Here is a 23187-nt window from a genome sequence, read left to right as displayed (position 1 = left end):
CGCTTAGAGAATGACCGTGCGAACGGATCTGCCCAACCGGATCTTTGCATTCGAGGTTAATTGCTTAGCCTCACAGCCCTGCCTCAGACCCCCCGAGGCAGGGCTAATTGCTAACAAGCAATGGGCCGTCCACATCAGCATACAGGCCGCTTTTCAGAAATGGCGCCATCATCTCGAAGGCTATTCGCGGAAGACAATTCGGCCTCATCGAACGCGTGCCGACGCAATAGCGTGAAAATCGCTTCGTTTACGTCACGTCCGTCGAGGAGGTTGGGATTGTCGCATAGCACATCGATCGTCCGCTGAGCCACACGTCTTGCGATTGCCTCGGATCCGACAAGCTGGCGAGCCCAACGCAATAATGCCTCGCGGAAATTGGGATCATTTGGAATAGATGTGAATTTCCGAAAGGGCATAATACCGCTTCCTCAGTCTTGGAGGCGAGAGCACGTATAAACCCTCAGTCGCCACCGCCTACTTATTCGGTTGGCAACGATACCCCATCTTACCCTTTGCAGACGACGAGTCCATCCATTCTGATGGGCGTCATGAACTCCAAGGCGTAAGTCTCCCCTTGGTCGGGACTTTGGTCGGTATCCGCCAGCAGAGCTCCTGACCGATTACATTTAAAGGTGGGTCGCCGCGCAGCAGCCTTATGCAAATCGAAATGGAACGACCCGCGCACAGCTATCATCGCCGGTGCTGGACAGAAAGGCGCTACGGCTATAGCCATCCTCATCGGGTGGTCGTCCGCGAAACCGTTTGCGAGTAGTCCGCGCGAAAGAACCTGGCTCTGGTTCCTCATGTCCGGCCTAGATATGAATGGTAGTATTCACAAATCTTGCGCACAATGATAGATTGAGTTGCGCAAGTTACTGGACTCCAGTTCACCCCCACTCGCGCGTTCAATAGTGCTCCTGTTGCTGCCCTGTCTGGCCCCACCAGGCAGGGCAATTCATTTCAGACCACTGGGGCCTTGATAGGGCGACAGTTTGATGCGCTCCCGCCCGGCTCGGCCCGACCTAACGTCCGGCTTTTTTTTGCGAAGGCGGCTGTTAAGAGAACCCAGCCGAGACCCTCGTCTTGATCCGTCTTCCGCCTGGTCCTTCCTGCCCGGGGATCCTGCAAAAATCCGTATCCTTGCGATTCCGGAACCACCCGTCCGGGCAGCTTCATTAAACCTTTGGTAGATGTCATCCTGTCAGCCGTCGGATTGGATGCCACCCCCGATCCGGTGAATGCAGGGTCCGACGGCGCTACCCCCAATCAAATGCGTCGTCGGACGCTTCAATGTGACCATCCGCCGTATGATGGCGGTCGCTATTGCCGGGATATCAAAGGGCGTCGCCCGACGACATCTGATGTTTGCGTCACCACTCCGAATACAGGCCTAGGACGGTTTAAACAGCAGCTATACGCGTCCCCTTTCCGGCGTTCACCGACAATTACGCCGTGGGCGCGTTGCTCACTGGACGAAACTTCTAAGGGTGGTGCTGAGTCTCACAGATTTATTGTCCCTTCGCGGAGCTTGCGGTCGCGCTCCGCAAGTTCGAGCTCATCCCCCGGAAACAGCAATGACATGCCGTCGGTGGCTGCTCTCTCCTGCACCTCTTCCACAAAGGGTCGCAGCTTGTCTTCGTACTCCTGGAAGGCGGCGGCATGATCGCCCGGATGGCGCCGAAGAGCGTCGGCCAGCCGCGCCGCGCCGATCAGGGCCATGGATCCTCCCATGCCGGCGACGGGGGAAACGCAGTATCCCGCGTCACCAACTAGCGCCACCCGCCCCTTGGACCAGCGCTGCATCCTGATCTGGTTCGCCCGGTCGAAGTAGAAGTCGCCATCCGTGTCGACGTGAGCGAGCATGGCCGGTACCTTCCATCCGAGCCCGTCGAAGTGATCATGGATGAGGCGGCGCTGCTGCTCCTTGTCGCGATAGTCGTAGACGATCTGGTGATCGGAGCGAAACGCTAGGGCGATGTCGGTGCGATCGTCATAACCATTCAGCATGGCCGTCAGGCCCGGCACGCTGAAGATCTGCGTCTTGTTCGCTGGAAGCATGCCGGACTCCGGCACTACTCGCAGATAGAAGTAGCCACCCATGAAATAGGACGATGAGTCGGAGTCTCCGAACACAAGCTCTCTGGTATTGGAGCGATTGCCGTCGCATCCAAGCACCAGCGCATAGTCGCCCCGCGAGCCATCGCTGAATGTAACTGCGACGCCTGCTGGCCCATCCTCCAATTGGCTCAAGGATCGTCCGAACAATATTTCGACGGAGCCGTCGATCGACTCGAACAGGATGTCGAGCAGATCATTGCGATGGATCTCGTATCGTAGCCCCGATGGATCGTCAGGCCCGGAGGCTGCCGTCAACCCGCCCAAAGTGGCATCCTCCTCGTCCTTGAATTCAAGGTCGCGCGGAGGAAGCGCTTTTGCACGTACCGCTTCCATCATCCCCATGCGGGACAGGATCTCTATCGTCTCGCCCTCGATATCGACCGGGGTGCCGCCTCGCCGCAAACTGCTAGCAAGTTCAATGACCGTCACGCGATAGCCGAGCTTTGTCATCCAATAGGCGGTTGCCAAACCGGCGAAGCTTGCGCCGCTGACCAGCACCGACGGGTGGTCAACATGGGTAGGGGAGAAGACGGAGGTTGACGGATTGACCAAGGAGCCCTCAATATCGAATCTGTGTAAAATATACTCGATACATAAATATACTGCGTATAGAAAGCAAGGCATGTCTGAGTCAGCCATCAAGCGGCGAACGCGAAAGCGCTTGGTAACGCGCCAAACCATCTCCGATGTTGCGACCCGCCTCTTCTTTGAGCGGGGCTTCGACCACGTGACGATCGACGAAATTGCCGCGGCTGCCGACGTGGGGCGAATGACGGTGTTCAACCACTTTCCCCGAAAGGAGGACATGTTCTTCGATCGGGAGCAGGAGATGAGGGACATCGCGTTTGCGGCCATCCAAACGCGTGATGCGGGCACCTCGCCCATTCACGCGTTAGGTGCTTTGGCGCATCGCTTGATTGAGCAGCCTCATCCTTCCTATCCGCTCTTTGGCGGCACATACCTGTTTGTGGAAACGGCGCTCGCCAGCGAATCGCTCAAGGCGCGTGCCCGCCAGATGCGCGACGACTTTGTCCGCGCGCTAGCCGATGTCCTCGCCGATGCCGCCAACCGCTCGCGTGACGATCCTGATGCGCATCTTGCCGCCGGCATGATCGCGTCTGTATGGAGCGTAGCATTCATTCAGGCGCATGTGCTCTTTGGCCGCACGCGCGACACGAACGATGCGAACCGTATTTTCCTGGACCTGATTGATCGAGGGACGGTTGGGGTTGGGGCGGCGCTCGCCGGTACCGCCTATGCCTGATCCGGCAATTGATCCTTTTCGGCTTTAGGCCGATCATTCCCGGCCGGGAGGCTGCTTATGCCAGATCGGGTGAGAACAGCGCACCATATGCGACTATGTCACGATTGAGATATGCAGCGCGTGCCACGGCGTGACGCTCATCTAGTTCCTCTTCAAGGCTCCTCGGCGGGACCATTGATTTTTCCATGCACGCGAGTGATCGGCGAGAGCGCGTGTTCGGAGCAATTGTGTCTGAATTCCCTTACGCTCCTAACCATCCGGAACTCGAGAATCCCTGCGCCTAAGCCATTGATCTGAATTGATTAATTTGCGAGTGAAGGTTCGTATCGGTCGTCATTGCATGGCCTGGAAGGTGACATAGTTCCGCGGCATAGTCATGTCCCCTGCGCGCCAGAAGCGGTCATAGCGACACTGTCAGCGACGATTTCCCATGTTGCCATAGCGTAGCGTGGCTGCCTCAATCTTGTCGCCGTTGGCCGCTGCCCATGAACACAGTGCTTCAAACGGCTCCCGCAGGGAATAGCATCGGCGATCGCCTGGACTTTTGGCACGCCGTCACCGGACAGAAGGAGCTAGCCCTGTGAGCAGCGGCGTGATCCCTGTAATTCATGCCGCGCTACCCCTTGCAGATTTAGCCGTTGCCCGGCACAGTGCACAGCAGGCAGCAGGCCATCACTTTAATTTTGGTGAAAGGTCTGCCCATGCAATCCTCGCTCAGCATCAAGTTTCTTGGTTTGTTCGAAGCGACGGCATCGGGAAACTTTGCCATTGCCATTCTCTTCGTCATCGTGGCAATTCTCCTCACAGCCGAGATCACGAAACACATTGGTGAGTGAAAGAGATTTGCCATGACCACGCGCAACGAGATCTACAATCACATCGCCGAAGCTTTGACCGATCGCATGCCGGAGAGCGGCGAGACTGGGATAGGCATGGAACACAACAAGCTGTTTCTCCGCATGGGCGGCCAGTTGTTCGCCATCACGGGCGAGGAGAAGCAGCAATTCCGAAATATCGCGGATCCGATCAGGGCAGCCAAGAATTTCATGACTACCCTCCCCTACCCATTCAGGAGCGGGTGGTGACCGGCGCGATATGGCTGCACCATGACCCTATATCGCGTCACATACATCTTTATGGGCACGTCCTGGACCAAGAGGGAAACGATTGACGACATCTTACAAGAGTTGGAAGACGACCCGCCGGACTTGCTTATGCAAGCGGTCATCCGTGTCCTTATTAGCAGACGCAAACGCGGTCGGCGCCGATTTGGCGACTACTATGTGCAATGGGAAAAATTATGACAATTCGGGTCGGCGACGTTGTACGCACTAAATCCATCCGGTCGCCGGCAATGCTTGTGATCCAGTGCCGTCTACAGCCCGATGACAGCACTCTCGCTGAACTTCTTTGGTTCGACGCCACATGAACGCGCGCCAACTCAACCTGGACACGGATCTCCTGGAGCACGTCCCGATTCAGGGCTGAATCCGCGTGCGGCTCACGGACAAAATCCTCATTTACCACCAATTCATGGTGAACGGATCAGGAACAGATATGAGGGGTGGCTGGGTTAACTTTGATACGCTTGACTACTTGCAGCAGCTAAGCGATCGGGATCTCGTAATCCGTGTGCAATGGACGCCGCAAAATGATCAGCGTTTCGTGAGCGGGATTCAGATCACAAGCGATATTTCCGACAACGGAAAACTAGTAGAACACGTAAGCGAGCGATGCATTCGTGGAGATTCCACCTGGCTCGCAAAGCCAAAGGGATGGACGATCAACGGCCAGACAGACACCTCACACACCTGCTTCATTAAATTGAAGACTTCCTTGGCAAATGACTTTCAGTTTGCACCTTTTGCCTCAAATACTGAGGATCGATACAATCTCGTCAATAGCGGCTTTAGAGCCTGGAGCGTTGCCAAGCCTCGGCGATGCGTCTCATGGGCAATGAATGCCTTAGAGTGGCTGAGAGATACGTTAGCCTATCCCTTCGAGCGCACTTAGGAGCCATAGGAGCTTCTCTATTTAGCTATTTCCTGATTTCCTCATTTAGACAACCAGCCCCTTAAGCGAGAAACCCCGCGCCATTGAATTCCACAAGGAGTCGTGCCAAACACACAAGCCATGGACGACGGGTGATCGAATGGATTCGCACGAACTCGATGAGCTCTACGGCACATGTAGTGTCAATCGGCGTCCAAAGTTCACCTCTTATTGGCATCCAATTTAGGCCCCTTGCTGTGTAGATCAGCGCTTGGCCTGCCCAGCACTGGCCGGGGTGCAGAGGGTACGCTACGCCCCCGGCTTCTTGAGACGAACACCGACTCCGCCGCCGTTTTCGGGGATAAATTCTATTCCGGCGGTTTCCAAAGCCAGTTGCATGGCCTTTAGATTTGCAGTCGTCACGGAAGGCACTCCGTCTTCGACCTCTGCGCGACTGACTGTCGCGACACCAATTCCCGCAGCTTGCGCAAGGTCCTTTGCACTCCAACGAAGCATTGCTCGCGCCGCGCGCAGTTGCGTGCCGGTGATTTTGTTAAACTCATGTGATTTCGAATTGATCAATCGGATCTCGTGTGCTACGTAAGTGCTACTAGCAGCTGCATCCGGTGCTGGCACACCGCATGCAGCCTGACCACAACCTAAGCTTACGGGAGCTCGGATCATGGCTGATTCCGACAATAGCAGAACTTTGTCTAGGGTCACGCAGGGAGACCTCCATTCCTTCGTGACGGCGTCTTTTCCCACACATCCTGGGCTTGCAGCCCGACTTACGAGCCCCTTGGATATCCAAAATGACGATCTTGCCTTTACCATTTGGGAGCAATGGTGCGTGGCGCGGCACCGGTTGATCGAATCATGTCTGCGGCAGCAGGGGCTCGAACAGAGGCTGTTCGAGATGGTTGGCACGCCATCCGATGCGCCTGAAGCCTGGAAGGCCGCCGACCAGGAGATCGGATATTGCGAAGCGGTCCAGGAAGAGGAACGCGCGGCCGCCATTGAGGACGAGCTGGCCGGAAGGCTGTGGGATACGCCGGCGGAATCGATCTTAGGTGCGACTGTCAAGCTCGATGCCATGCTCTTCAGATGGCAACCATCCGCTTCGAGCGAAGAGTATCCCTGGGCGCAGCTTCGTTCCCTCATCGCCGACTTGCTGAAGATCGACGCGGAGATATCGTCTCGTGGGAGCGTACGTCGTCAGGTGACGGCGGCGATGCAGGGAGCCCTTCACGGCGTTTAGCACCGCGCGTCTGCCGTAGGTCAGGTTCACCGTTTCGATTCCCCCTAGGAAATTATTGGTTTTCGTTCGCCTCCGCTGACGTGGTGATGCCTTTTGTGATCGGAGGATTGCGCTTCGGGGCTGCTTATCGGGAGGGCTGGCGAGGCCAAACGGTGCGAGCCGGATCCCTGAAGAAATCATCTCAACAGACATGCGTGGTGGGATCGCTTCCGCTGCGGCGGCGTCGGCCGCGCCAAAAATCAAAAAAGGGAACTTCATGATGACACTCGGAAATCCATTGCGTCGGCTCATGCTCACCGCGCCGCTGATCCTGCTTACCGCCTGGAGCGTGCTGGCCGGGGTGGCGGGGGCTCAGGAACTGCGGATCGCGACCTCGTACAAGCTGATGACGCTCGATCCGCATTACGCGAACCTCAACGAGAACACGTCGCTGCTCTCCCACATCTACGAACGGCTGGTCTACCAGGATGAGCATCTCGACCTCAGGCCCGAACTCGCGGTCTCCTGGCGCGCCGTCTCTGCCACGCAATGGGAGTTCAAGCTTCGCGACGATGTCCGTTTTCACGACGGCTCGACGTTCACGGCGGACGATGTCGTCTATACGATCGAGCGCATCCGCGATGTCCTGAAGCCACCGAGCGGCGGCTTTCGGTCCTATCTGACCGGGATCAAGTCGGTTGCGGCAAAAGACCCCCTCACCGTGGTCATCGACACGGACGGCAATCTCCCGAACCTGCCGCTGTCCTTCTCCTCGATCTTCGTGATGCACCGGCCGGCGCAGGGCTTCCAGACCACCGAGGAGCTCAATACTGGCCGCCCTGTCGGCACGGGACCTTACAAGTTCGAGAGCTGGAGCTCCGGCGAGACACTGAAGCTCAGCAGAAACGACGACTATTGGGGCGGTAAGCCCACTTGGTCCGCAGTGACGTTCCGGGTCATCGAAAGCCCCGCCGCACGCGTGGCGGCGCTGGCCACCGGCGACGTCGACGTGGCGGACGCCATTCCCGCGCGCGATGTCGCCTCCTTAAAAAATCGCGGCGTCAGGATCGCCAGCATCGGCGCGGCGCGGATCAATTTCCTGCAGTTCGACGTGGGCAGGAATACGCTCCCGGACGTCACGGGAAAGGCCGGCGAACCCATTCCCAACCCCTTCAAGGACCCATCCGTCCGCCGGGCGCTCGCCATGGCGACCGATCGCGGTATCCTCGTCGACAAGATCCTCTCGGGCTATGGCACGGCCGCCGCGCAGGTCTTTCCGGCAGGCCTGCCAGGCACATCGGCCAGGCTGAAGCCTGAGGCTCCGAATTATGAGCAGGCGAAGGCACTGCTTGCGAAGGCAGGCTTTCCGAACGGCTTCAACGTCGTTCTCGCCGGTCCCGCCGGCCGTTATCCTGGCGACGCCGAAAGCCTTCAGGCCATCGCGCAGAGCTGGGCTCGCATCGGCGTCAGCGTCCGGCCGATCGCCTCGCCGTTTTCTGTCTTCAACACCAAGCGGGCGGCGGGCGACTACGCCCTGTGGTATGGCGGCAGTTCGGGCGAAACGGTGGATGTCATCCTCGATGCGCTGCTTGCCTCCCCCAATCCCGGCCGTGGCACCGGAGCCCTGAACTTCGGGCATTATCGTAACGAGGCTTTCGACGCGATGCTCGCCAAGGCGGAAAGCATGCAGGGCGGGCCGGAGCGGAACAAGGCGCTTGCCGCGGCGACAGAATTCGTGATGGCCGACCAGCCGATCATTCCCCTCTATCACTTCCATCACATCGTCGGTTACGGGCCGCGGATCGCCTCCTACGTGATGCATCCCCGTGGCTGGACGACCGCCATGCAGGCGCTGGCAGCGACGGAGTAAGTATCATGGCCCTGGTTTCAGTCGCATTCGGAAGGCTTTCGCAAGCCCTCCTTCTCCTCCTCGCCATGTCGCTGATCGGCTTCATCGGGCTTCACAGCGTCGGCAATCCGGTCTTCAGCATCGTCAATATGGAAACCGCCACGCCCGAGGATATTCAGCGCGCGACGATCGCGCTCGGGCTCGATCAACCGATCTGGCGCCAGTATCTCCTCTTCCTGGACAATGTCGTGCGTGGAAACTTCGGCACGTCCTACATCTATCACCTGCCGGCTTTCGCGCTGATCATAGCGAAGCTTCCCGCGACGCTTGAGCTCGCCTGTGTGGCGATGCTCATCGCGGCTCCGGTCGGCACAGGAGTGGGGCTCCTTGCCGGCCGGAGGAAAGCTACGTCGCTCGATAAGACCATCTTGAGATCGAGCGTGTTCGCGCTGAGCATTCCCTCATTCTGGCTGAGCATGATGCTGATCCTCGTCGGCGCCATCCTGACGGGCTGGTTCCCATCCGGCGGCCGGGGTTCGACTGTGGCCATCCTGGGAGTGGAATGGAGTGTATTCACCGCAAGCGGCTTGTGGCATCTCGCCCTCCCCGCCCTGGCGCTTGCAATCCCGAATATCGCGCTGATCGCCAGGCTGTCGCGCGCGGGCACGATCGAGGTCGAAAACCTGGACTTCACGCGGTTCTGTCGCGCCAAAGGGCTTTCCGCGCGAAGAATACTGCTTCGCCATACGCTTCCCAACATCAGCGTGCCGATCGTGACGATCATAGGCCTGCAGTTCGGCGGCATGCTCGCCTTCGCGGTGGTCGTGGAATCGATTTTCGCATGGCCGGGCGTCGGTAAGCTGCTGATCGATTCCATCCAGCTTCTCGACCGACCGGTGGTGATGGCCACCCTGACCTTCATCGCGGTCGCCTTCGTCGTGCTGAATGCCCTTGTCGACCTGTTTCAGGCCGTGCTCGACCCACGTGTGCGCCTGTCTTCATAAGGTAATCCATCATGAAAGCTGAAATTCTCAAGGCGTTGAAGAGGCGTTCGTATCCGCGGGTCCTGACCGCATCCAACATCCTTCTCGCTGTCTATATTCTCCTCGCCCTCGCCGCACCGGCGATCGCACCGCAAAATCCCTATGATCCGCTGCAGATCTACGGCTGGGAGGCGTCCTCTCCGCCGGGCACATCGGGCAGTGGCGGCTATCTTTACCTGCTCGGGACCGACGGGCTCGGCAGAGATATCGTCAGCTGCATCCTGTATGGGCTGCGCATCAGCCTCATCGTATCGGTCACCAGCGCCGCCATCGCGGCCCTGATCGGACTGACGGCTGGCGTCAGCGCGGCCTATTTCGGCAAGTGGGTTGATATCGCGATCATGCGGCTGGTCGACCTGCAGCTCAGCCTTCCGACGATCCTGATCGCCTTGATCGCCATCGTCACGCTCGGGCCCGGAATGGACCGGATCATCCTGGCCCTGATCATTGCCCAGTGGGCGACCTATGCACGGCTGGCGCGCGGCATCGCGCTGAGTGAGGCGGGCAAGCCTTACATGGATGCCGCGCGCCTGCTGCGGATGCCGACCTCGCGGATCATCTTCCGTCATCTGCTGCCGAACAGCATCGCGCCGGCCGTGACACTGATACCGATCGAGATCGGTCATGCGGTCGCGCTCGAAGCGACACTGTCCTTTCTGGGCCTTGGGGTCCCGCTCGACACGCCTTCCCTCGGCTCCACCGTCGCGAACGGCTTTCAGTATCTCCTGACCGGCCAGTACTGGATAAGCCTTTTTCCCGGTCTCGCCTTGTTCGGGCTGATCGCCAGCATCAATCTGGTCGGCGAGGATATTCGCCGTCGCCTCGATCCAAGGAGCCGCACGGTATGAGCGAAGAGAATGTGAAGACTCCCCTGCTTCGGGTAAGAAACTTTGGCCTTCGTCACCTCTCGGCCTCCGGGCCTGTGACAATCCTGACCAATGTGAGCTTCGAGCTAGATCGTGGTGAGATCCTCGGCATCATCGGCGAGTCGGGAGCGGGAAAATCCACGCTGGGCAATGCCGTACTCGGTCTGCTTGCACCGGAATTCCAGCAAACCGCCGGAACGATCGAATTCGATGGCAAATCCATCGGCGCCATGACGCCGGGCGAGCGCGATGCCCTTCGCGGGCGGCGGATATCGGCGATCTTTCAGGATCATACGTCCTCGCTCGATCCCCTGATGAGCGTCGGGATGCAGGTTGAGGAGACGATCCTGGCGGTGGACCGATCTCTTTCACGATGCCAAGCGCGCGCGCATGCCATCGATCTGCTGGTCCGGGTCGGAATCCCCGACCCGGGGCGGCGATATAGCGACTATCCACATCAGTTCTCCGGCGGCCAAAGGCAGCGGATCGTCATCGCCATCGCGCTTGCCGGTTCTCCCGACATCATCATCGCCGACGAGCCGACATCGGCGCTGGATGCCACCGTCCAGAAACAGATCCTCGGGCTCCTTCGAACCCTCGTCGATGAGACCGGCGTCTCGATCATCCTCGTCACGCACGATATGGGCGTCGTCTCCGAGATCACCGACCGGGTCCTGGTCATGCGGAAGGGTCAGGTGGTCGAGCAGGATCGTACCACCGCCATCCTGGACGCTCCGCGCAACGACTATACGCGAAACCTGCTCGCGGCGGTGCCACGGCTGCGCATTTCCGCGCCAGCTATGAACGCGGACTATGATGGAGAGCATGACCCGTCGTCTGACGTCAACGACCGTCAGGACATGTTTCTCGTCGTTGAAGGTCTTTCGAAGACCTTCTCGCCGGGCTTGGCGTGGCGCCTGGGCCGGAACAGCCCGAAGTTCGCGCTGCGTGACGTCAATATTGAGCTGCGGCGCGGCACGATCACTGGCATTGTCGGTGAGAGTGGCAGCGGCAAGACGACGCTCGGCCGTGTCGTCGCTGGTCTGGACACCGCATCTGCCGGCAGGATCGTCATCGGTGGAAACGAGCATGACATTTCGAAGAATGGTCGGCACAGCGGTCTTCTCGGCCGCGTGCAAATGATCTTTCAGGATCCGGCCATGTCGCTCAATCCCAGGATGACGATCGAGGAGACACTGAGCGAAAGCATCCGGTTTGGCGAAATTTCATGTCACGATGGGGAGCATGACGATCTCGTGACGATGATGGATCGGCTCGGCCTCGCGCGAAACCTGCTAAGCCGGTATCCGCACCAGCTCTCAGGCGGCCAGAAGCAGCGCGCCTGCATCGCGCGAGCCCTGCTGGCAAGGCCGCAAATCATCGTGGCGGACGAACCGACATCGGCTCTCGACGTCTCCGTGCAAGCCGAGATCGTGAGGCTGCTGAACGACACCATCACCGAGCGGGACATAACAATGATCTTCATCTCCCATGATCTGGCCGTCGTGCAGCAGCTCTGCGATTCCCTTTACATCTTCAGGGATGGCCAGGTGGAGGATGCCGGGCCTTGCGACGTCATCTTCTCGCAATCCGGCAACCCCTACACGCGAACGCTCATCAGTGCGCGGCCTCACCGCTTCACCGCCTGAGCTTCGATTTGTTGCGTCGGCTGAGTGCCGGCGCGCTTCAATATTTGGTTTTTTGGTTTTCGGAAATTGGTGGCCTTCGCCACTGCAAAAGGTGACATATGAACAACAGCTTCACATTGGTCGTCACCGGCCAATCGCTCATAAAGCACGATATTCGCGATATCAGCGCTCCAGCCTTCGAGCAGGTTCGCTCGCTGCTTTATGGGGCCGATCTTTCGTTCACTAACTTCGAGGGGACAATCCTTGGACATCACGGCGGTTGGCCGCTCAAGGGCTCGTTCTTCGGATGCAGCGGACCGGCAGTCCTGGATGCTCTCCGATCCATCGGCTTCGGGGCACTTTCGCTGTCGAACAATCATGCCTTTGATCTTGGTCCGCCGGGCGTGCTGTCGACGCTGGAGGAGGTGGAGAAGCGGGGTTTCCTTCACGCCGGTCTCGGCTGCAACGCTCAGGAGGCCTCGCGTCCGGGCGTGGGGACCATCAACGGCCGACGTGTCGCGATCGTCGCAATGGATGGCGGCCCCGGCCCGGATTTCATGTATGCAGCGGATGCGGACAACGGCCGTCCCGAACGCCCCGGCGTGAACCGGCTTGGCCTGTCACAGGTGATCGAAGTGGACGAAGACGCGTTCCGGCGGATCGGCGTGATCCGGGACCGGGTCGGCTACACGGCGATCGATCTTGCCAATGACAGCCAGCCAGACGATCCGCGCCGGCTGGCTCCAGACTGCGAGATCGGTATCGGGCGGGCGGTGTTCACGCGATCCAACAGGTTCGGCCGTGGCGTGAAGATCGATGAGCGCGACATGGCGAGAAATCTCGCGGCTATCGACACTGCCGCGGCCGACGGGTCGCTGGTGGTCGCCTACCTTCACCATCATCACTGGGCCTCGGATTGGTACCAGGTTCCCGAATGGGTTGGCGGCGTTGCCAGGCAATGCATCGATGCCGGCGCCGCCATGTTTGTCAGCCACGGCGCACCGGTTCTCCAGCCACTGGAGATCTATCGCGGCAAGCCGATCTTTTACAGCCTCGGCAACTTTATCTTCCATGTCCGCTCGGAGAAATCGACCTGGACGGCGCCGGAGGTTTGGGAGAGCGTGATCGGCTCGTGCTCTTTCGACCGGAACAACAATCTGACGGACATAAACCTTCATCCCGTCATCATCGGCGGCGACGAGGGACTGAAGGACGGTCTGCTGGAGCGTCGGCTGGTGCCACATCTGGCAATAGGGAAGAGCGCCGAGAGAATCTTGCGGCGGTTTTCCCAACAATCCGCCGGCCTCGGCGTCCATGTCGTGGTCGAGGACAATATCGGTGTCGTGCGGCTCCAGCCGGGGACATCAGGTTCAGAGGTCATGCACGATCGCTTTGTGATCTGACACCCCGCTCGAATGCTATGATCGACGCGCCAAGAAATGGAAATGCCGCGAATGAAAGCGGCATCTTCTTGGGTCAACCTAGACGGGATGAAAAACATGCAAGTTCGAGACGAACTCATCGACCGATTTTTTCGCTATGCGGCGATCGAGAGCCAGAGCGACGGCCGTTCTCAATTGCTGCCCTCATCGCCTGGGCAGCTGAAGCTCGCCGACTTACTAGCTGAGGAATTGCGAACGCTCGGGGTTGATGATGTCCTGGTCGACGAGCATGCCATTGTCACGGGCGTGAAGCGTGGGAACAGACCGAAGGCTCCAAAAGTAGGCTTCATAGCCCATCTCGACACCGTAGACGTGGGCCTGTCCCCGGTCGTCCGCCCGCAAGTTCTTCGCTACGAGGGCATGGATCTTTGCCTCAATCGTCAGGAAGACATTTGGCTGCGCGTCGCCGAACATCCGGAGATCCGCTCCTGGACAGGAGAGGAGATCATTTTCAGCGACGGCACCAGCGTCCTGGGCGCGGATAACAAGGCGGCGATCGCGGTCATAATGACGCTGGTTGCTCGGCTCGATGCACAAGGCGATCACGGAGACATTTTCGTCGCCTTCGTGCCGGACGAGGAAGTCGGGTTGCGGGGATCCAAGGCGCTCGATCTTTCCCGCTTCCCCTGCGATTTCGCCTATACGATCGACTGCTGCGGGCTTGGCGAGGTGGTCCTGGAGACGTTCAACGCCGCAACGTGTGAAATCGTCTTCACCGGTGTCAGCGCACACCCCATGTCGGCGAAGGGCACCCTCGTCAATCCGCTGCTGATGGCGATCGACTTCATCTCTCACTTCGAGCGTTGGGACACACCTGAGAACACGCAGGATCGCGAGGGGTTTTTCTGGTTCAAGGATCTGATCGCAAACGATAGCGAGGCGACATTGACCGCCCTGATCCGGGACTTCGACGAGGTCGGCTTCAATGTCCGCAAACATCGGATCGTCGAGGTCGCGGATTTGATTAGATCGCGATATCCGACTTGCGCTGTTCGTTGCCAGTTGGCTGATACCTATCAAAATATCGCCAGCAGCCTTTCCGCTGATAATCGTGCCGCAACGCTACTTTTCGAGGCCCTCAGTGATCTCGGGATCAAAAGGAAGCTCTTGCCCATGCGTGGCGGCACCGATGGTGCCGTGCTTTCCGCTAGAGGAATACCGACACCCAACTTTTTTACTGGGGCCCATAACTTCCATTCCAGGTTCGAGTTTCTACCCATAAAAGCCTTCGAAAGATCGCTGGATGTTGCGGCACGAATATGTCAGTTGGCCACCAGGGAAAAGATACCGGACTGCCATTAAGAGGACATGAACCGCGACCTGTCGCTGTCGGAACCGTCTATGCTTCCGATGCGAAGTGGCTCAAGGTCAGTTTATGGCGGGGCAATTCACGACAGCAACTGTTGCGGTGAACTTCAGAATTTGATGCAAGCTCGACGTGAACCCAGTCGAGGCGCAGCCAGTAGGAAATTCTAACGGCCTTTTTGGCCTTTCCATTTCAGAAGATAACCGAATCCCGGCCCGATTAGGATCCCGGCGATAACCCACTCAACCAAGCTTAATGGGCGCTCATCGGGATCATGCCCTGTGATGTAAAGAAAGAGGAAGAAAGCTACTGCGCCGCCAATCATAAGTGCGACAGCAGTTATCAGGCCTTTGGAAGAACTCGACATGGCATCCATCTCCAGATTAGCTTCTCTTTGACGTTTGTAACATTCGTTTCACTTCAAGTCGCATTTTCAGATGGTGATCTGCGCATCACACCTCACTCGTTCACATCCCCGCCTTCAATAACGGGATCGTAAGTGCCAAGAATCTTCAGGACAGTCTTCTTCCCTATGTATTTTCGCTTCAGATGGGCCACATCAGCGTCGCTTCCGCGGCACAGCCTGTCCAGTTGCCTGTCGATTTCGGCTTGACGATCTTCAACGGAGGCTGTCTCGCCACGGAAATGATCACAGTTATCGCGGCGTTTGATAAACGCGCGGATATCGCCTGGGAGCGCGTCATTTTCCGCGAATGATGGCATCGCAAGACACATTCGCATCAACAAACAACCGCCATACCGCATTAGACCTCGGCCGTCATTCGATCTGGTTATCGAGTTGCTGCTCGATCGCTTCATAACGTCGGACCGACGCAGCGTTGCTAAGCTTGGCATATTATGCTGCAACCGCACGCAGCCTTGCCGGCTACGCGGGCCGCGTCGCGTCCGACTTGCGGTTCCAGATGCAGGTAATGGCCGATATCGCCGCTGCTGAACTTCTCACGACAATAGTCATCGTCATTCTCGACTGGCACTCTACCCTCCATAGTGCGGCTCCGACAGTTACACTGTTTTCCAAAATAACATAACGGGCGAGAGAATGTGCAAGATGGGATGAGGGCTAGCAAATCATCCAGCTTGCCGCGCTTACGTCGAGCGCCTGACCGCAAGACCCGCATTTCTCAAAGCTTACGACGACCAGCTAGCTCACTTCGCGGCAGCAGACGCAGCTTGATCGATGCGCTGGCGGCCTACTCGTGGCTTTCGGCACTTGGCGTCGAGAGTACACGTTGCGCTGTGATAAATGCGAGACGCGCAAAACTGAGGAGGGAGTTCAAGGCGATCATAAGAGAAAAGGTGATCTGCTCAAATGGGGGGCCATCTCGATGAAGATCTCTTCCATCATTACACACGGGGGCGGTCGGAGTTCGCATCAGCGAGCAACGGTGACGTCGAGAATAGGGCGTTCGCGGACATTTAAAGTACTGGCGCTTGCGACCATCTAAGGAGCTTAGTGATGCAACTACTTTGGGTGGCCATGGCAGCGTTAATCGCGATAATGCTAGACCAGCTTTCTAAGCTGATCATTTTTCATTGGTTGAACTCAGCGTCCCCTCCCTCCTGCCAGTATTGCCACCCTATCTTCAGTTTGTGATGGCGTGGAACGAGGGCGTCGATTTCGGAATGCTCAACCACTCCGTCAACCGCTCGAAACCAAGATGAGCTTCAGGGATGCTTGGCGCTGATCGGCATCAAATCGCTCTCACCTTGTTTCGTTAGGCAGCGGCTGTTCGCCGACGTTAAGCGGCAACAAGATCTCGGCGATGAGGTTCCGGATCCAGCGATGAGCCGGGTTCCCCGTGGACCGCTTATGCCACACGCCAACGATCAGTGCTGGCGGAAGCTGCATAGGTGGCGCATAAAGAGCGAACCCGAAAAGATCCGCCAACCGTTCCGCCAGCTGGCGAGGAACGAGTGCAATATGATCACTCTCGCCGACAGCCCGGCAGACGCCGAAGAAGACAGGAACCGTCATGACTACATTTCGTGAGCGTCCGATCTTCGCCAGAGCCGCATCGCCCATGGCCTTGGTCTTTCCCTCCGGCGAGAAGAGGATGTGGCCAAGATCGCAGAACAGCTCGATGGGCAAGGTTTCGCCTGCCTTTATTCCCGCTGCTTCGATCGCGACGTTTCCTTTACGTGCGATGGTCACAAAGGACGAACGGAATAATGGGCGTCGTTCCGACCAATCCGGCAATTCTGCAGCAGGAATGAGAGCCATATCGGCCTCATATCGCTCAAGAGACTCGATGTAGCTGTTTGGCACCAGGTCGACCAATTGCACCCGAATGCCCGGTGCACGCTCGTGAACCTCTCGCGCCAGCCGCGGCATGAGCATCTCCGCAAAAAAATCGCTACCTGACAACTTGAAAGTTATGCTGGCGCTCTTGGGATCAAAGGATGCACCACTCAAGGTTGCTTCCAATCTGTCTAGCGTCTCGCGGAGGGGTATCGCTAAATCTCGCGCATAATCCGTGGGTCGCAGGCCGTGACCATGACGGACGAACAATTGATCATCGAGTGCATAACGCAGTCTCGAAAGTGCGCCAGAAACTGCCGATTGGGACATGCCCAGCTTTTCGCCAGCTTTAACCGTCGATCCTTCCCGCAACAATGCGTCGAGCACACGCACAAGATTAAGATCCAAGGCCGCGAAATTCATTTTATCGATAGCTTCTATATCATCAAACGATTTTTCTAATAACGCCCGGAATGCTAAGAATTGCAAGACGAAAGCGCTTTCGTTCCATTCCGACAACGGAGGAAGCGATGATTGATCTTCTTGAACACACCGATACTATTAAATGGCTCGGCGTTCATTACCGAACTATTCTCGCAACCGCGGCGACGAGTGGGGCAATGTCCATCGTCGACAGCCTCTCGCCCGCTGGTAGCGGACCGCCGCGACATGTTCATGAAAGAGAGGATGAGACATTCGTCCTTCTTTCCGGCTGCTGCGAATTCTGGACGCGAGGTCACACCTTTACCAAAAGGCCGGGCGAAACCATGTTTGTGCCGCGGGGGATCGAACATACCTTCCGGGTTGTCGGCGATATGCCTTCGCGGCATCTGGTTATCCTGACTCCGGGCGGCTTTGAAGGCTTTTTCGCGGAAATGGCTGCAGGCCAGTTCCAAATCCCACAGGATATGGAAATGATTGCAAAATCTGCGGGCAGGCACGGCCTTCGCTTCACTGGACCGCCGTTGGGCGCGGCCTAGCCAGCCGTGCAGCCTATGGGAGAAAATACAGGCCTGTCATCCGGATGTTCTATCCTGCTACGGTAGGTTCAAGACACGTTATTCCGGCAATCCGGCGTCATGCAGGGCGCTGCCAAGTGTAGATGCGAGTTCTGGCGCGCAATGTACGCTAGTGGATCGGCGCGTTGCCTTGTAGAGCTAGCAGTGTTGTCAGTCACACCTTGACACTCACGACCTGCAGATCGCTTTCGAAGATTGCGGAGCACGCGACGCCATCCCCTTCTCTCGCTGCATGAATGGCCTGACGACGCCTCCATCTAGACGGCGATTTCGTCGCCGCTCCAGGACCGGAACCTTCGCTTCATTGCGCCTTCCTGCGGGGCCTTCGGCGGAATCATTTTCCAGAACGAGATGTCATTGCACACTGCAAACAGCGCGGTTCTTGCAATGGACGCGATTGCTCTGATCGATGGTCTCGGCATCGAGCGGTTCTCCGTCGTCAGTCACGACTGGAGATCGAGCATCGCCGAAGCACTTGCCATCACGCTATTCAACCAGAACCATTTCGAGCGTAGCGCCCAAAAAATCCCGCTTTTTGATGCATGGAGTTATAAGTATAGCTTTAAACCGGAACATTAGATCGTTAAATAACGCTGCCAATAATAGTTGTGAAATTTTCTATTTATTCATCCATTACTCGCGTAATCTCTACGATGTGCGTAATGTCATTAGCGCTCTTGCCTTTAAGAAGGGATATGAAATGAGTGTAGGCGGGCAAATAATAGCATATCCGCAAGGCCCCGAGGCCCTGCTCGTGCCCGTGTCGAAATCGCGATGTTGGAAATGATAGAGGAATTTGCAGCAAGGATTTTTGATCGAGGAAATCGCGTTAGCTTTGGCCGACGCTTCGGAGGACTATGTTATCTTTCTCGCCAACGAGAAAGCCTCCACCCACTAAAGTAAAGCCAATTCCAGTGTAGAGGCGCATGCGAAATCGCAGCCTGAAGTTGTGACGATGAGAGGCCTGCACCTTGGAGGCCGTTCTTGGCGTACGTGGCACGCTTGACACATTGAGAACGTCGTTTTATTGATACGTATCACTAATACGTATAAATGAACACAAGCGATGACAACTGGGCGGGCGACGCAAAAAGATGTGGCGAGGGCTGCGGGGGTCTCGCAGGCTACGGTTTCCATGGTGCTGAGCGGCGGCGGAGCATCCATTCCCGCGGAGACATGGGAGCGCATCACCAAGGCGGCAAAGGACCTTGGCTACGTACCAAACCGTTTTGCGCAAGCGCTCAAGACGAGCCGCACGATGACCATTGCCTGCATCGTGCCCGACATCACCAATCCGTTCTATCCGTCTTTGATCCGCGGCATTCAATCGGTCGCTGACGGTCAGAACTACGATGTGATCACGGTAAACACGGACGGGACGCCCGAGCGCGAACGTCATTTTCTCGATTGGGCCCGACAGGGTCGTGTCGATGGCGTAATCGGCGTCTTCTTCACGCTGAAGGCCAAGGATTTCAATTCCTTGGTCGAGGCCGGCGTTCCCATAGTGAGAATTGAATCATCCAAGAAGCGCGGTGGCGAAATCCCGATCGACGACATCTATGTCGACAGTAGGGCGGCGGCGCAGACGGTGACGGAATATCTGCTGGGCCTCGGTCATAAGCGCATCGCGCTGGTCGCCGGTCGCGGCGGTCCACAGGCCCACCGTATCGAGGGCTATCGTAAGGCACTCGCAGAGTTCGGCCATCCCGACCATGTTGTTACCGATGATGAATTTTCCGAGATGGGCGGCGTCCGAGCGGCTGAGAGCATCCTCGGCGGCGACTTCAGACCGACCGCCATCTTCGCCGCAAACGACCTGATGGCGATCGGGGTGATGCAGTCGCTGCGCGAGCGCGGCATCCGCATTCCCGAGGATATCGCCGTCGTCGGTTTCGACGATATTTCCGCCGCCAAGCTCGTCACCCCGACGCTGACGACGGTCGCGCAGTTTCAATGGAAAATGGGAGAACGTGCCGCGCAGATGCTGATGGAACGCCTGCGCGGAGAGAAGACCGGTGCTGGAACCGCCGTTGAAATGCCCTTCGATCTCATCGTCAGGGGTTCGACTAGCAACGAATAAAACCAAATCGGGAGGAGAAAACCGATGCACAGACGTACAGTTTTGAAAGCCGGCTTCGGCCTGGCTGCCCTGCCGCTTATGTCCCGCTTCACCTTCGCGGCGGATCAGAAGCCTGTATCCTTCTGGTACGAATCCGCTTCGCCGGAGAACCAGGATAACCTCAAGAACATTCTGATCGATCCGTTCAATGCGGCACATCCCGAAGACCTCCTGAGCATCGACTTCCGCGGCTCGGATCTCGACAAGCAGCTGCGCGTCGCGATGCTGGCCGGCACCGGCCCCGATGTCGTCTTCACGGCCGGCCCGAGTTATGTCGCGGCAATGGCACAGGCCGGTCAACTCATGCCGCTTGACGACTACGCCAAGAAATACGGATGGGACGAGCGTCTGCTGCCGCTCTTCCTCGATCTCGGCCGCTACAACGGCAAGCTCTACGCGCTCGCGAAGACATATGAAACACTCGGCCTCTTCTACAACAGGACCTTGTTCGAACAGAACAAATGGAAGGTGCCAACGACGATATCTGATTTCGAGGCGCTTGCCGACGAGATGAAGGCCAAGGGCCTGACTCCATTCGGTGCCGGCAATGCCGACTGGCGCCCGGCCAACGAGCATTATGTCTCGATCGCCATCAATTCGATTGCCGGACCCGAGAATGTCTACAAAGCGCTGACGGGCGCCATTCCGTGGACCGATCCCGCCTTTGTCCACTCGATCGACAAGCTCGCGGAGTGGTGGGACAGGGGATATTTTGGCGAAAACTACTTCTCGCTGACCCTGGAACAGGCCTTCGCGCAGATCGCCAGCGGCCAGGCCGGAATGGCACCGACGGGCACGTGGAATTTCACCAACGTCCAGACCTACTTTCCGCAGAACAACGCGGAGCCCGGCTTCGTCGGCTTCCCGAGCGAGAAGGGCGATCCGATCTTCGCACTTGGCATCGGCTCGACGCTGTCAATCAACGCCAAGTCAGGCAATGCCGATGGCGCCGCTGCCGTTCTCGATTACATGTTCACCGACGACTACTACAGCAAGATGAACTCGGTCTGGCAGGGCGAATGGAACCTGCCGCTGGCCGATCTCTCCAAGGTCAAGCTCTCCGATAAAGTCCTGCCTCTTTACGAGGACGCCATGAAGCAGCTGGCAGGCGCAGTCGCCGCCGGCAAATACGGTTACACGACCTGGACCTTCCTGCCGCCGGCCACAGACACATACCTGGTCAGCGGCATGGAAGAGGTCTGGCTCAAGAAAACGAAGTCGACCGACTTCCTGAAGAAACTTGACGAGACCTTCAAGCAGGAACGCGACGCCGGCAAGGCGCCGGCGGTCCCACCCCGCACCTGACAAGCCGCGGCAGGACGGCGTTGAAAGCGCCGTCCTCGTCCGGAGGATATTATGCACCGACTTTATCTCGTTCCGACGATGATCATTAATATCATCATCGTCCTCGTCCCTGCTTTGCTGACGGTGGCACTCGCCTTCTGCAATTGGGACGGCATTTCCCCGCCCACCTTTGCGGGCCTCGACAATTTCCGCGCGCTTGCCGGTGACCGCGTCTTCTGGCTGGCGCTCGGCAACAACATCATCTGGACCATCGTCTTCCTGACGGTGCCAATCCTCATGGGGCTGCTTGCCGCCTCGATGCTGCTGATCGTGCGCCGCGGCAGCAATTTCTTTCAGGTCGTCTATTTCTTGCCCGTCGTCATCGCGACCGCGATCACGGCCCGCATCTGGCAGGGTATGATCTATAGCCCCGTGACCGGTGTCTTCGGCCTCCTCAAAAAATACGGGCTGCCGATCCCCAATCCGCTGACCCAACCGCCGATCGCGCTGTTCGGCGTCGCGACCGTTGACCTCTGGCACTGGTGGGGCTTTCTCTGCGTCATTTTCTTCGCCGCACTCCGCCAGGTGCCGCAGGAACAGATCGAGGCGGCCCGCATCGAGGGCGCGACCTATGTCCAGATGATGCGCTATGTGCTGCTTCCCGGCATCCGGCCGACGATCACGCTGATGATGATCATGACCGTCATCTGGTCGTTCCTCGCCTTCGATTTCGTCTACATCCTCACCCAGGGCGGCCCAGCCTTCTCCAGCGAACTGCTTTCGACACTCGCCTATCGCAAGGCCTTTTATGATCTGAACGTCGGACAAGCGGCCGCCGCAGCCCTCGTCATCAGCCTGTTCGGGCTGATCGGCACCTTCTTTTACGTGCGCATCCAAACCAGGGAGGGCGAACAATGAGGCTCGTGGAAAGCCGCCTGACCCTCTGGATCTGCTACATCCTTCTCGGCATATTCGCCTTCATCGCCCTCTTCCCGATCGCGCTTCTGGTGCTGAACTCGCTGAAGCCGGCGGCTCAGATCGTGCAGAATCCGCTCGGCCTGCCACAAACGATCCGTTGGCAGAATTTTGCCAATGCCTGGAACCACGCGAAATTCTCAAAGACTTTCGTCAATTCGCTGATCGTCTCCGGCACGACGATCGCGCTCGTCTGCACGACATCGTCGCTGACGGCCTATGTCATCGCGCGCCGCAAGATCAAAAGCTGGAAGATCTTCACCTTCTATCTGCTGGCGACCACGACCGCACCGATCCAGCTCTATATCTTCCCGCTCTATTTCGGCTTCGCCAAGCTCGGGCTGATCAACAACATCTTCGGCGTGGCACTGATCTACACCGCGCTCTACAGCCCCTTTGCCGTGATGCTGCTCAGAACCTATTTTCTGGCGGTTCCAAAGGAGCTTGAGGAAGCAGCGATCGTCGACGGCGCTACGCATTGGCAGGTCTTCTGGCGGGTGATGCTGCCGATCGTCTCGCCGGGCATCCTCACCGTGGCGCTGATTATCGGATTGAACTCCTGGAACGAGTTCCTGATCGCCACGACCTTCCTGCAAAAGCAGGAGAACATGACCGCCGTCATCGCCTTCTTCCTGCTGTCCGGCCAGTACAGCTCCGATTGGGGGGAGATCATGGCCGCAGCGCTCATCATCGTCGTGCCTGTCGTCGCGCTTTTCGTCTTCATGCAGAAGCGCTTCATCGAGGGCATGGCTGGCGGCTCCGTCAAAGGCTGAACGAATTTATCG

21 protein-coding genes are annotated in these 23187 nt (G+C 57.9%); 15 read left to right on the top strand and 6 right to left on the bottom strand.

From position 1 onward, the window contains the following. Positions 1-1500 precede the first annotated feature (1500 nt). Complete coding sequence (locus PH552_RS01475; protein WP_162736904.1) at positions 1501-2670, bottom strand: FAD-dependent monooxygenase; 1170 nt, start codon at positions 2668-2670, stop codon at positions 1501-1503. Between the two features lie 70 nt (positions 2671-2740). Here PH552_RS01475 and PH552_RS01470 point away from each other — a divergent pair, with 70 nt between their 5' ends. Then, positions 2741-3382 (top strand): TetR/AcrR family transcriptional regulator, encoded by a 642-nt coding sequence (locus tag PH552_RS01470; protein ID WP_113249045.1) that lies wholly within the window; start codon positions 2741-2743, stop codon positions 3380-3382. Positions 3383-4013: 631 nt separating this feature from the next. Here the strand turns inward: PH552_RS01470 and PH552_RS01465 are convergent. Beyond that, entirely contained in the window at positions 4014-4169 is a 156-nt protein-coding gene (locus tag PH552_RS01465; RefSeq protein WP_162736903.1) for a hypothetical protein, read from the bottom strand. 61 nt (positions 4170-4230) lie between these two features. Between PH552_RS01465 and PH552_RS01460 the strand changes: the two genes are divergently transcribed. After that, positions 4231-4467, top strand: a complete 237-nt coding sequence (locus PH552_RS01460) for a hypothetical protein (RefSeq protein WP_113248565.1) — start codon at positions 4231-4233, stop codon at positions 4465-4467. Positions 4468-5683: 1216 nt separating this feature from the next. Here the strand turns inward: PH552_RS01460 and PH552_RS01455 are convergent. After that, on the bottom strand, positions 5684-5956 hold the full coding sequence (locus PH552_RS01455) for a helix-turn-helix domain-containing protein (protein ID WP_113248562.1): 273 nt from the start codon (positions 5954-5956) through the stop codon (positions 5684-5686). A gap of 217 nt (positions 5957-6173) precedes the next feature. On the opposite strand from PH552_RS01455, the gene PH552_RS01450 reads away from it, so the two are divergent. The 7 genes from PH552_RS01450 (at position 6174) to pepT (ending at position 14741) form a co-directional block, all read left to right on the top strand. Further along, positions 6174-6632: a hypothetical protein gene (locus PH552_RS01450; protein ID WP_246721539.1), complete on the top strand. Its 459-nt coding sequence runs from the start codon at positions 6174-6176 to the stop codon at positions 6630-6632. Between the two features lie 259 nt (positions 6633-6891). Further along, a complete protein-coding gene (locus tag PH552_RS01445) occupies positions 6892-8481 on the top strand; it encodes an ABC transporter substrate-binding protein (protein WP_113249044.1) in 1590 nt (529 codons plus the stop codon). A gap of 5 nt (positions 8482-8486) precedes the next feature. After that, positions 8487-9464, top strand: a complete 978-nt coding sequence (locus tag PH552_RS01440) for an ABC transporter permease (RefSeq protein ID WP_112342896.1) — start codon at positions 8487-8489, stop codon at positions 9462-9464. 11 nt (positions 9465-9475) lie between these two features. Then, on the top strand, positions 9476-10351 hold the full coding sequence (locus tag PH552_RS01435) for an ABC transporter permease (protein ID WP_113248560.1): 876 nt from the start codon (positions 9476-9478) through the stop codon (positions 10349-10351). Continuing rightward, positions 10348-12018, top strand: a complete 1671-nt coding sequence (locus PH552_RS01430) for a dipeptide ABC transporter ATP-binding protein (protein WP_113248559.1) — start codon at positions 10348-10350, stop codon at positions 12016-12018. Before PH552_RS01435 ends, PH552_RS01430 begins: the two co-directional genes overlap by 4 nt. 98 nt (positions 12019-12116) lie before the next feature. Then, positions 12117-13400 (top strand): CapA family protein, encoded by a 1284-nt coding sequence (locus PH552_RS01425; RefSeq protein ID WP_113248558.1) that lies wholly within the window; start codon positions 12117-12119, stop codon positions 13398-13400. Between the two features lie 96 nt (positions 13401-13496). Further along, on the top strand, positions 13497-14741 hold the full coding sequence (gene pepT / locus PH552_RS01420; RefSeq protein WP_113249043.1) for a peptidase T: 1245 nt from the start codon (positions 13497-13499) through the stop codon (positions 14739-14741). A gap of 170 nt (positions 14742-14911) precedes the next feature. Here pepT and PH552_RS01415 read toward each other — a convergent pair whose 3' ends face one another. The 3 genes from PH552_RS01415 to PH552_RS01400 form a co-directional block, all read right to left on the bottom strand. Further along, a complete protein-coding gene (locus PH552_RS01415; RefSeq protein ID WP_113248557.1) occupies positions 14912-15112 on the bottom strand; it encodes a hypothetical protein in 201 nt (66 codons plus the stop codon). A gap of 92 nt (positions 15113-15204) precedes the next feature. Then, on the bottom strand, positions 15205-15510 hold the full coding sequence (locus PH552_RS01410; RefSeq protein ID WP_183763864.1) for a hypothetical protein: 306 nt from the start codon (positions 15508-15510) through the stop codon (positions 15205-15207). A 958-nt stretch (positions 15511-16468) separates the two neighbouring features. Beyond that, on the bottom strand, positions 16469-17494 hold the full coding sequence (locus PH552_RS01400) for a LysR family transcriptional regulator (RefSeq protein WP_246698575.1): 1026 nt from the start codon (positions 17492-17494) through the stop codon (positions 16469-16471). Between the two features lie 41 nt (positions 17495-17535). On the opposite strand from PH552_RS01400, the gene PH552_RS01395 reads away from it, so the two are divergent. The 6 genes from PH552_RS01395 to PH552_RS01370 all read left to right on the top strand — a co-directional run bounded on the left by PH552_RS01395 (position 17536) and on the right by PH552_RS01370 (position 23175). Beyond that, positions 17536-17985, top strand: coding sequence for a cupin domain-containing protein (locus tag PH552_RS01395; protein WP_113248556.1), 450 nt, complete (start codon positions 17536-17538; stop codon positions 17983-17985). A 396-nt stretch (positions 17986-18381) separates the two neighbouring features. Beyond that, a complete protein-coding gene (locus tag PH552_RS01390; RefSeq protein ID WP_113248555.1) occupies positions 18382-18603 on the top strand; it encodes a hypothetical protein in 222 nt (73 codons plus the stop codon). Positions 18604-19090: 487 nt separating this feature from the next. Continuing rightward, positions 19091-20104 carry a LacI family DNA-binding transcriptional regulator gene (locus PH552_RS01385; protein ID WP_113248554.1) on the top strand — a complete coding sequence of 338 codons (1014 nt, stop codon included), beginning with the start codon at positions 19091-19093 and terminating at the stop codon, positions 20102-20104. 24 nt (positions 20105-20128) lie between these two features. Beyond that, positions 20129-21448 carry an ABC transporter substrate-binding protein gene (locus PH552_RS01380; protein WP_113248553.1) on the top strand — a complete coding sequence of 440 codons (1320 nt, stop codon included), beginning with the start codon at positions 20129-20131 and terminating at the stop codon, positions 21446-21448. A gap of 51 nt (positions 21449-21499) precedes the next feature. After that, complete coding sequence (locus PH552_RS01375) at positions 21500-22345, top strand: carbohydrate ABC transporter permease (protein ID WP_112342902.1); 846 nt, start codon at positions 21500-21502, stop codon at positions 22343-22345. Then, the gene (locus tag PH552_RS01370) at positions 22342-23175 is read left to right on the top strand and encodes a carbohydrate ABC transporter permease (protein ID WP_113248552.1); all 834 of its coding nucleotides are present in this window, start codon (positions 22342-22344) and stop codon (positions 23173-23175) included. Before PH552_RS01375 ends, PH552_RS01370 begins: the two co-directional genes overlap by 4 nt. The last annotated feature ends 12 nt before the right edge of the window (positions 23176-23187 follow it).

The organism is Rhizobium aureum (genome assembly GCF_030182495.1).
In the GTDB taxonomy this organism is placed as follows: domain Bacteria; phylum Pseudomonadota; class Alphaproteobacteria; order Rhizobiales; family Rhizobiaceae; genus Rhizobium; species Rhizobium tropici_C.
The sequence above is the reverse complement of the archived record's forward strand: the minus strand, read 5'-3'. Positions and strand labels throughout refer to the sequence as shown.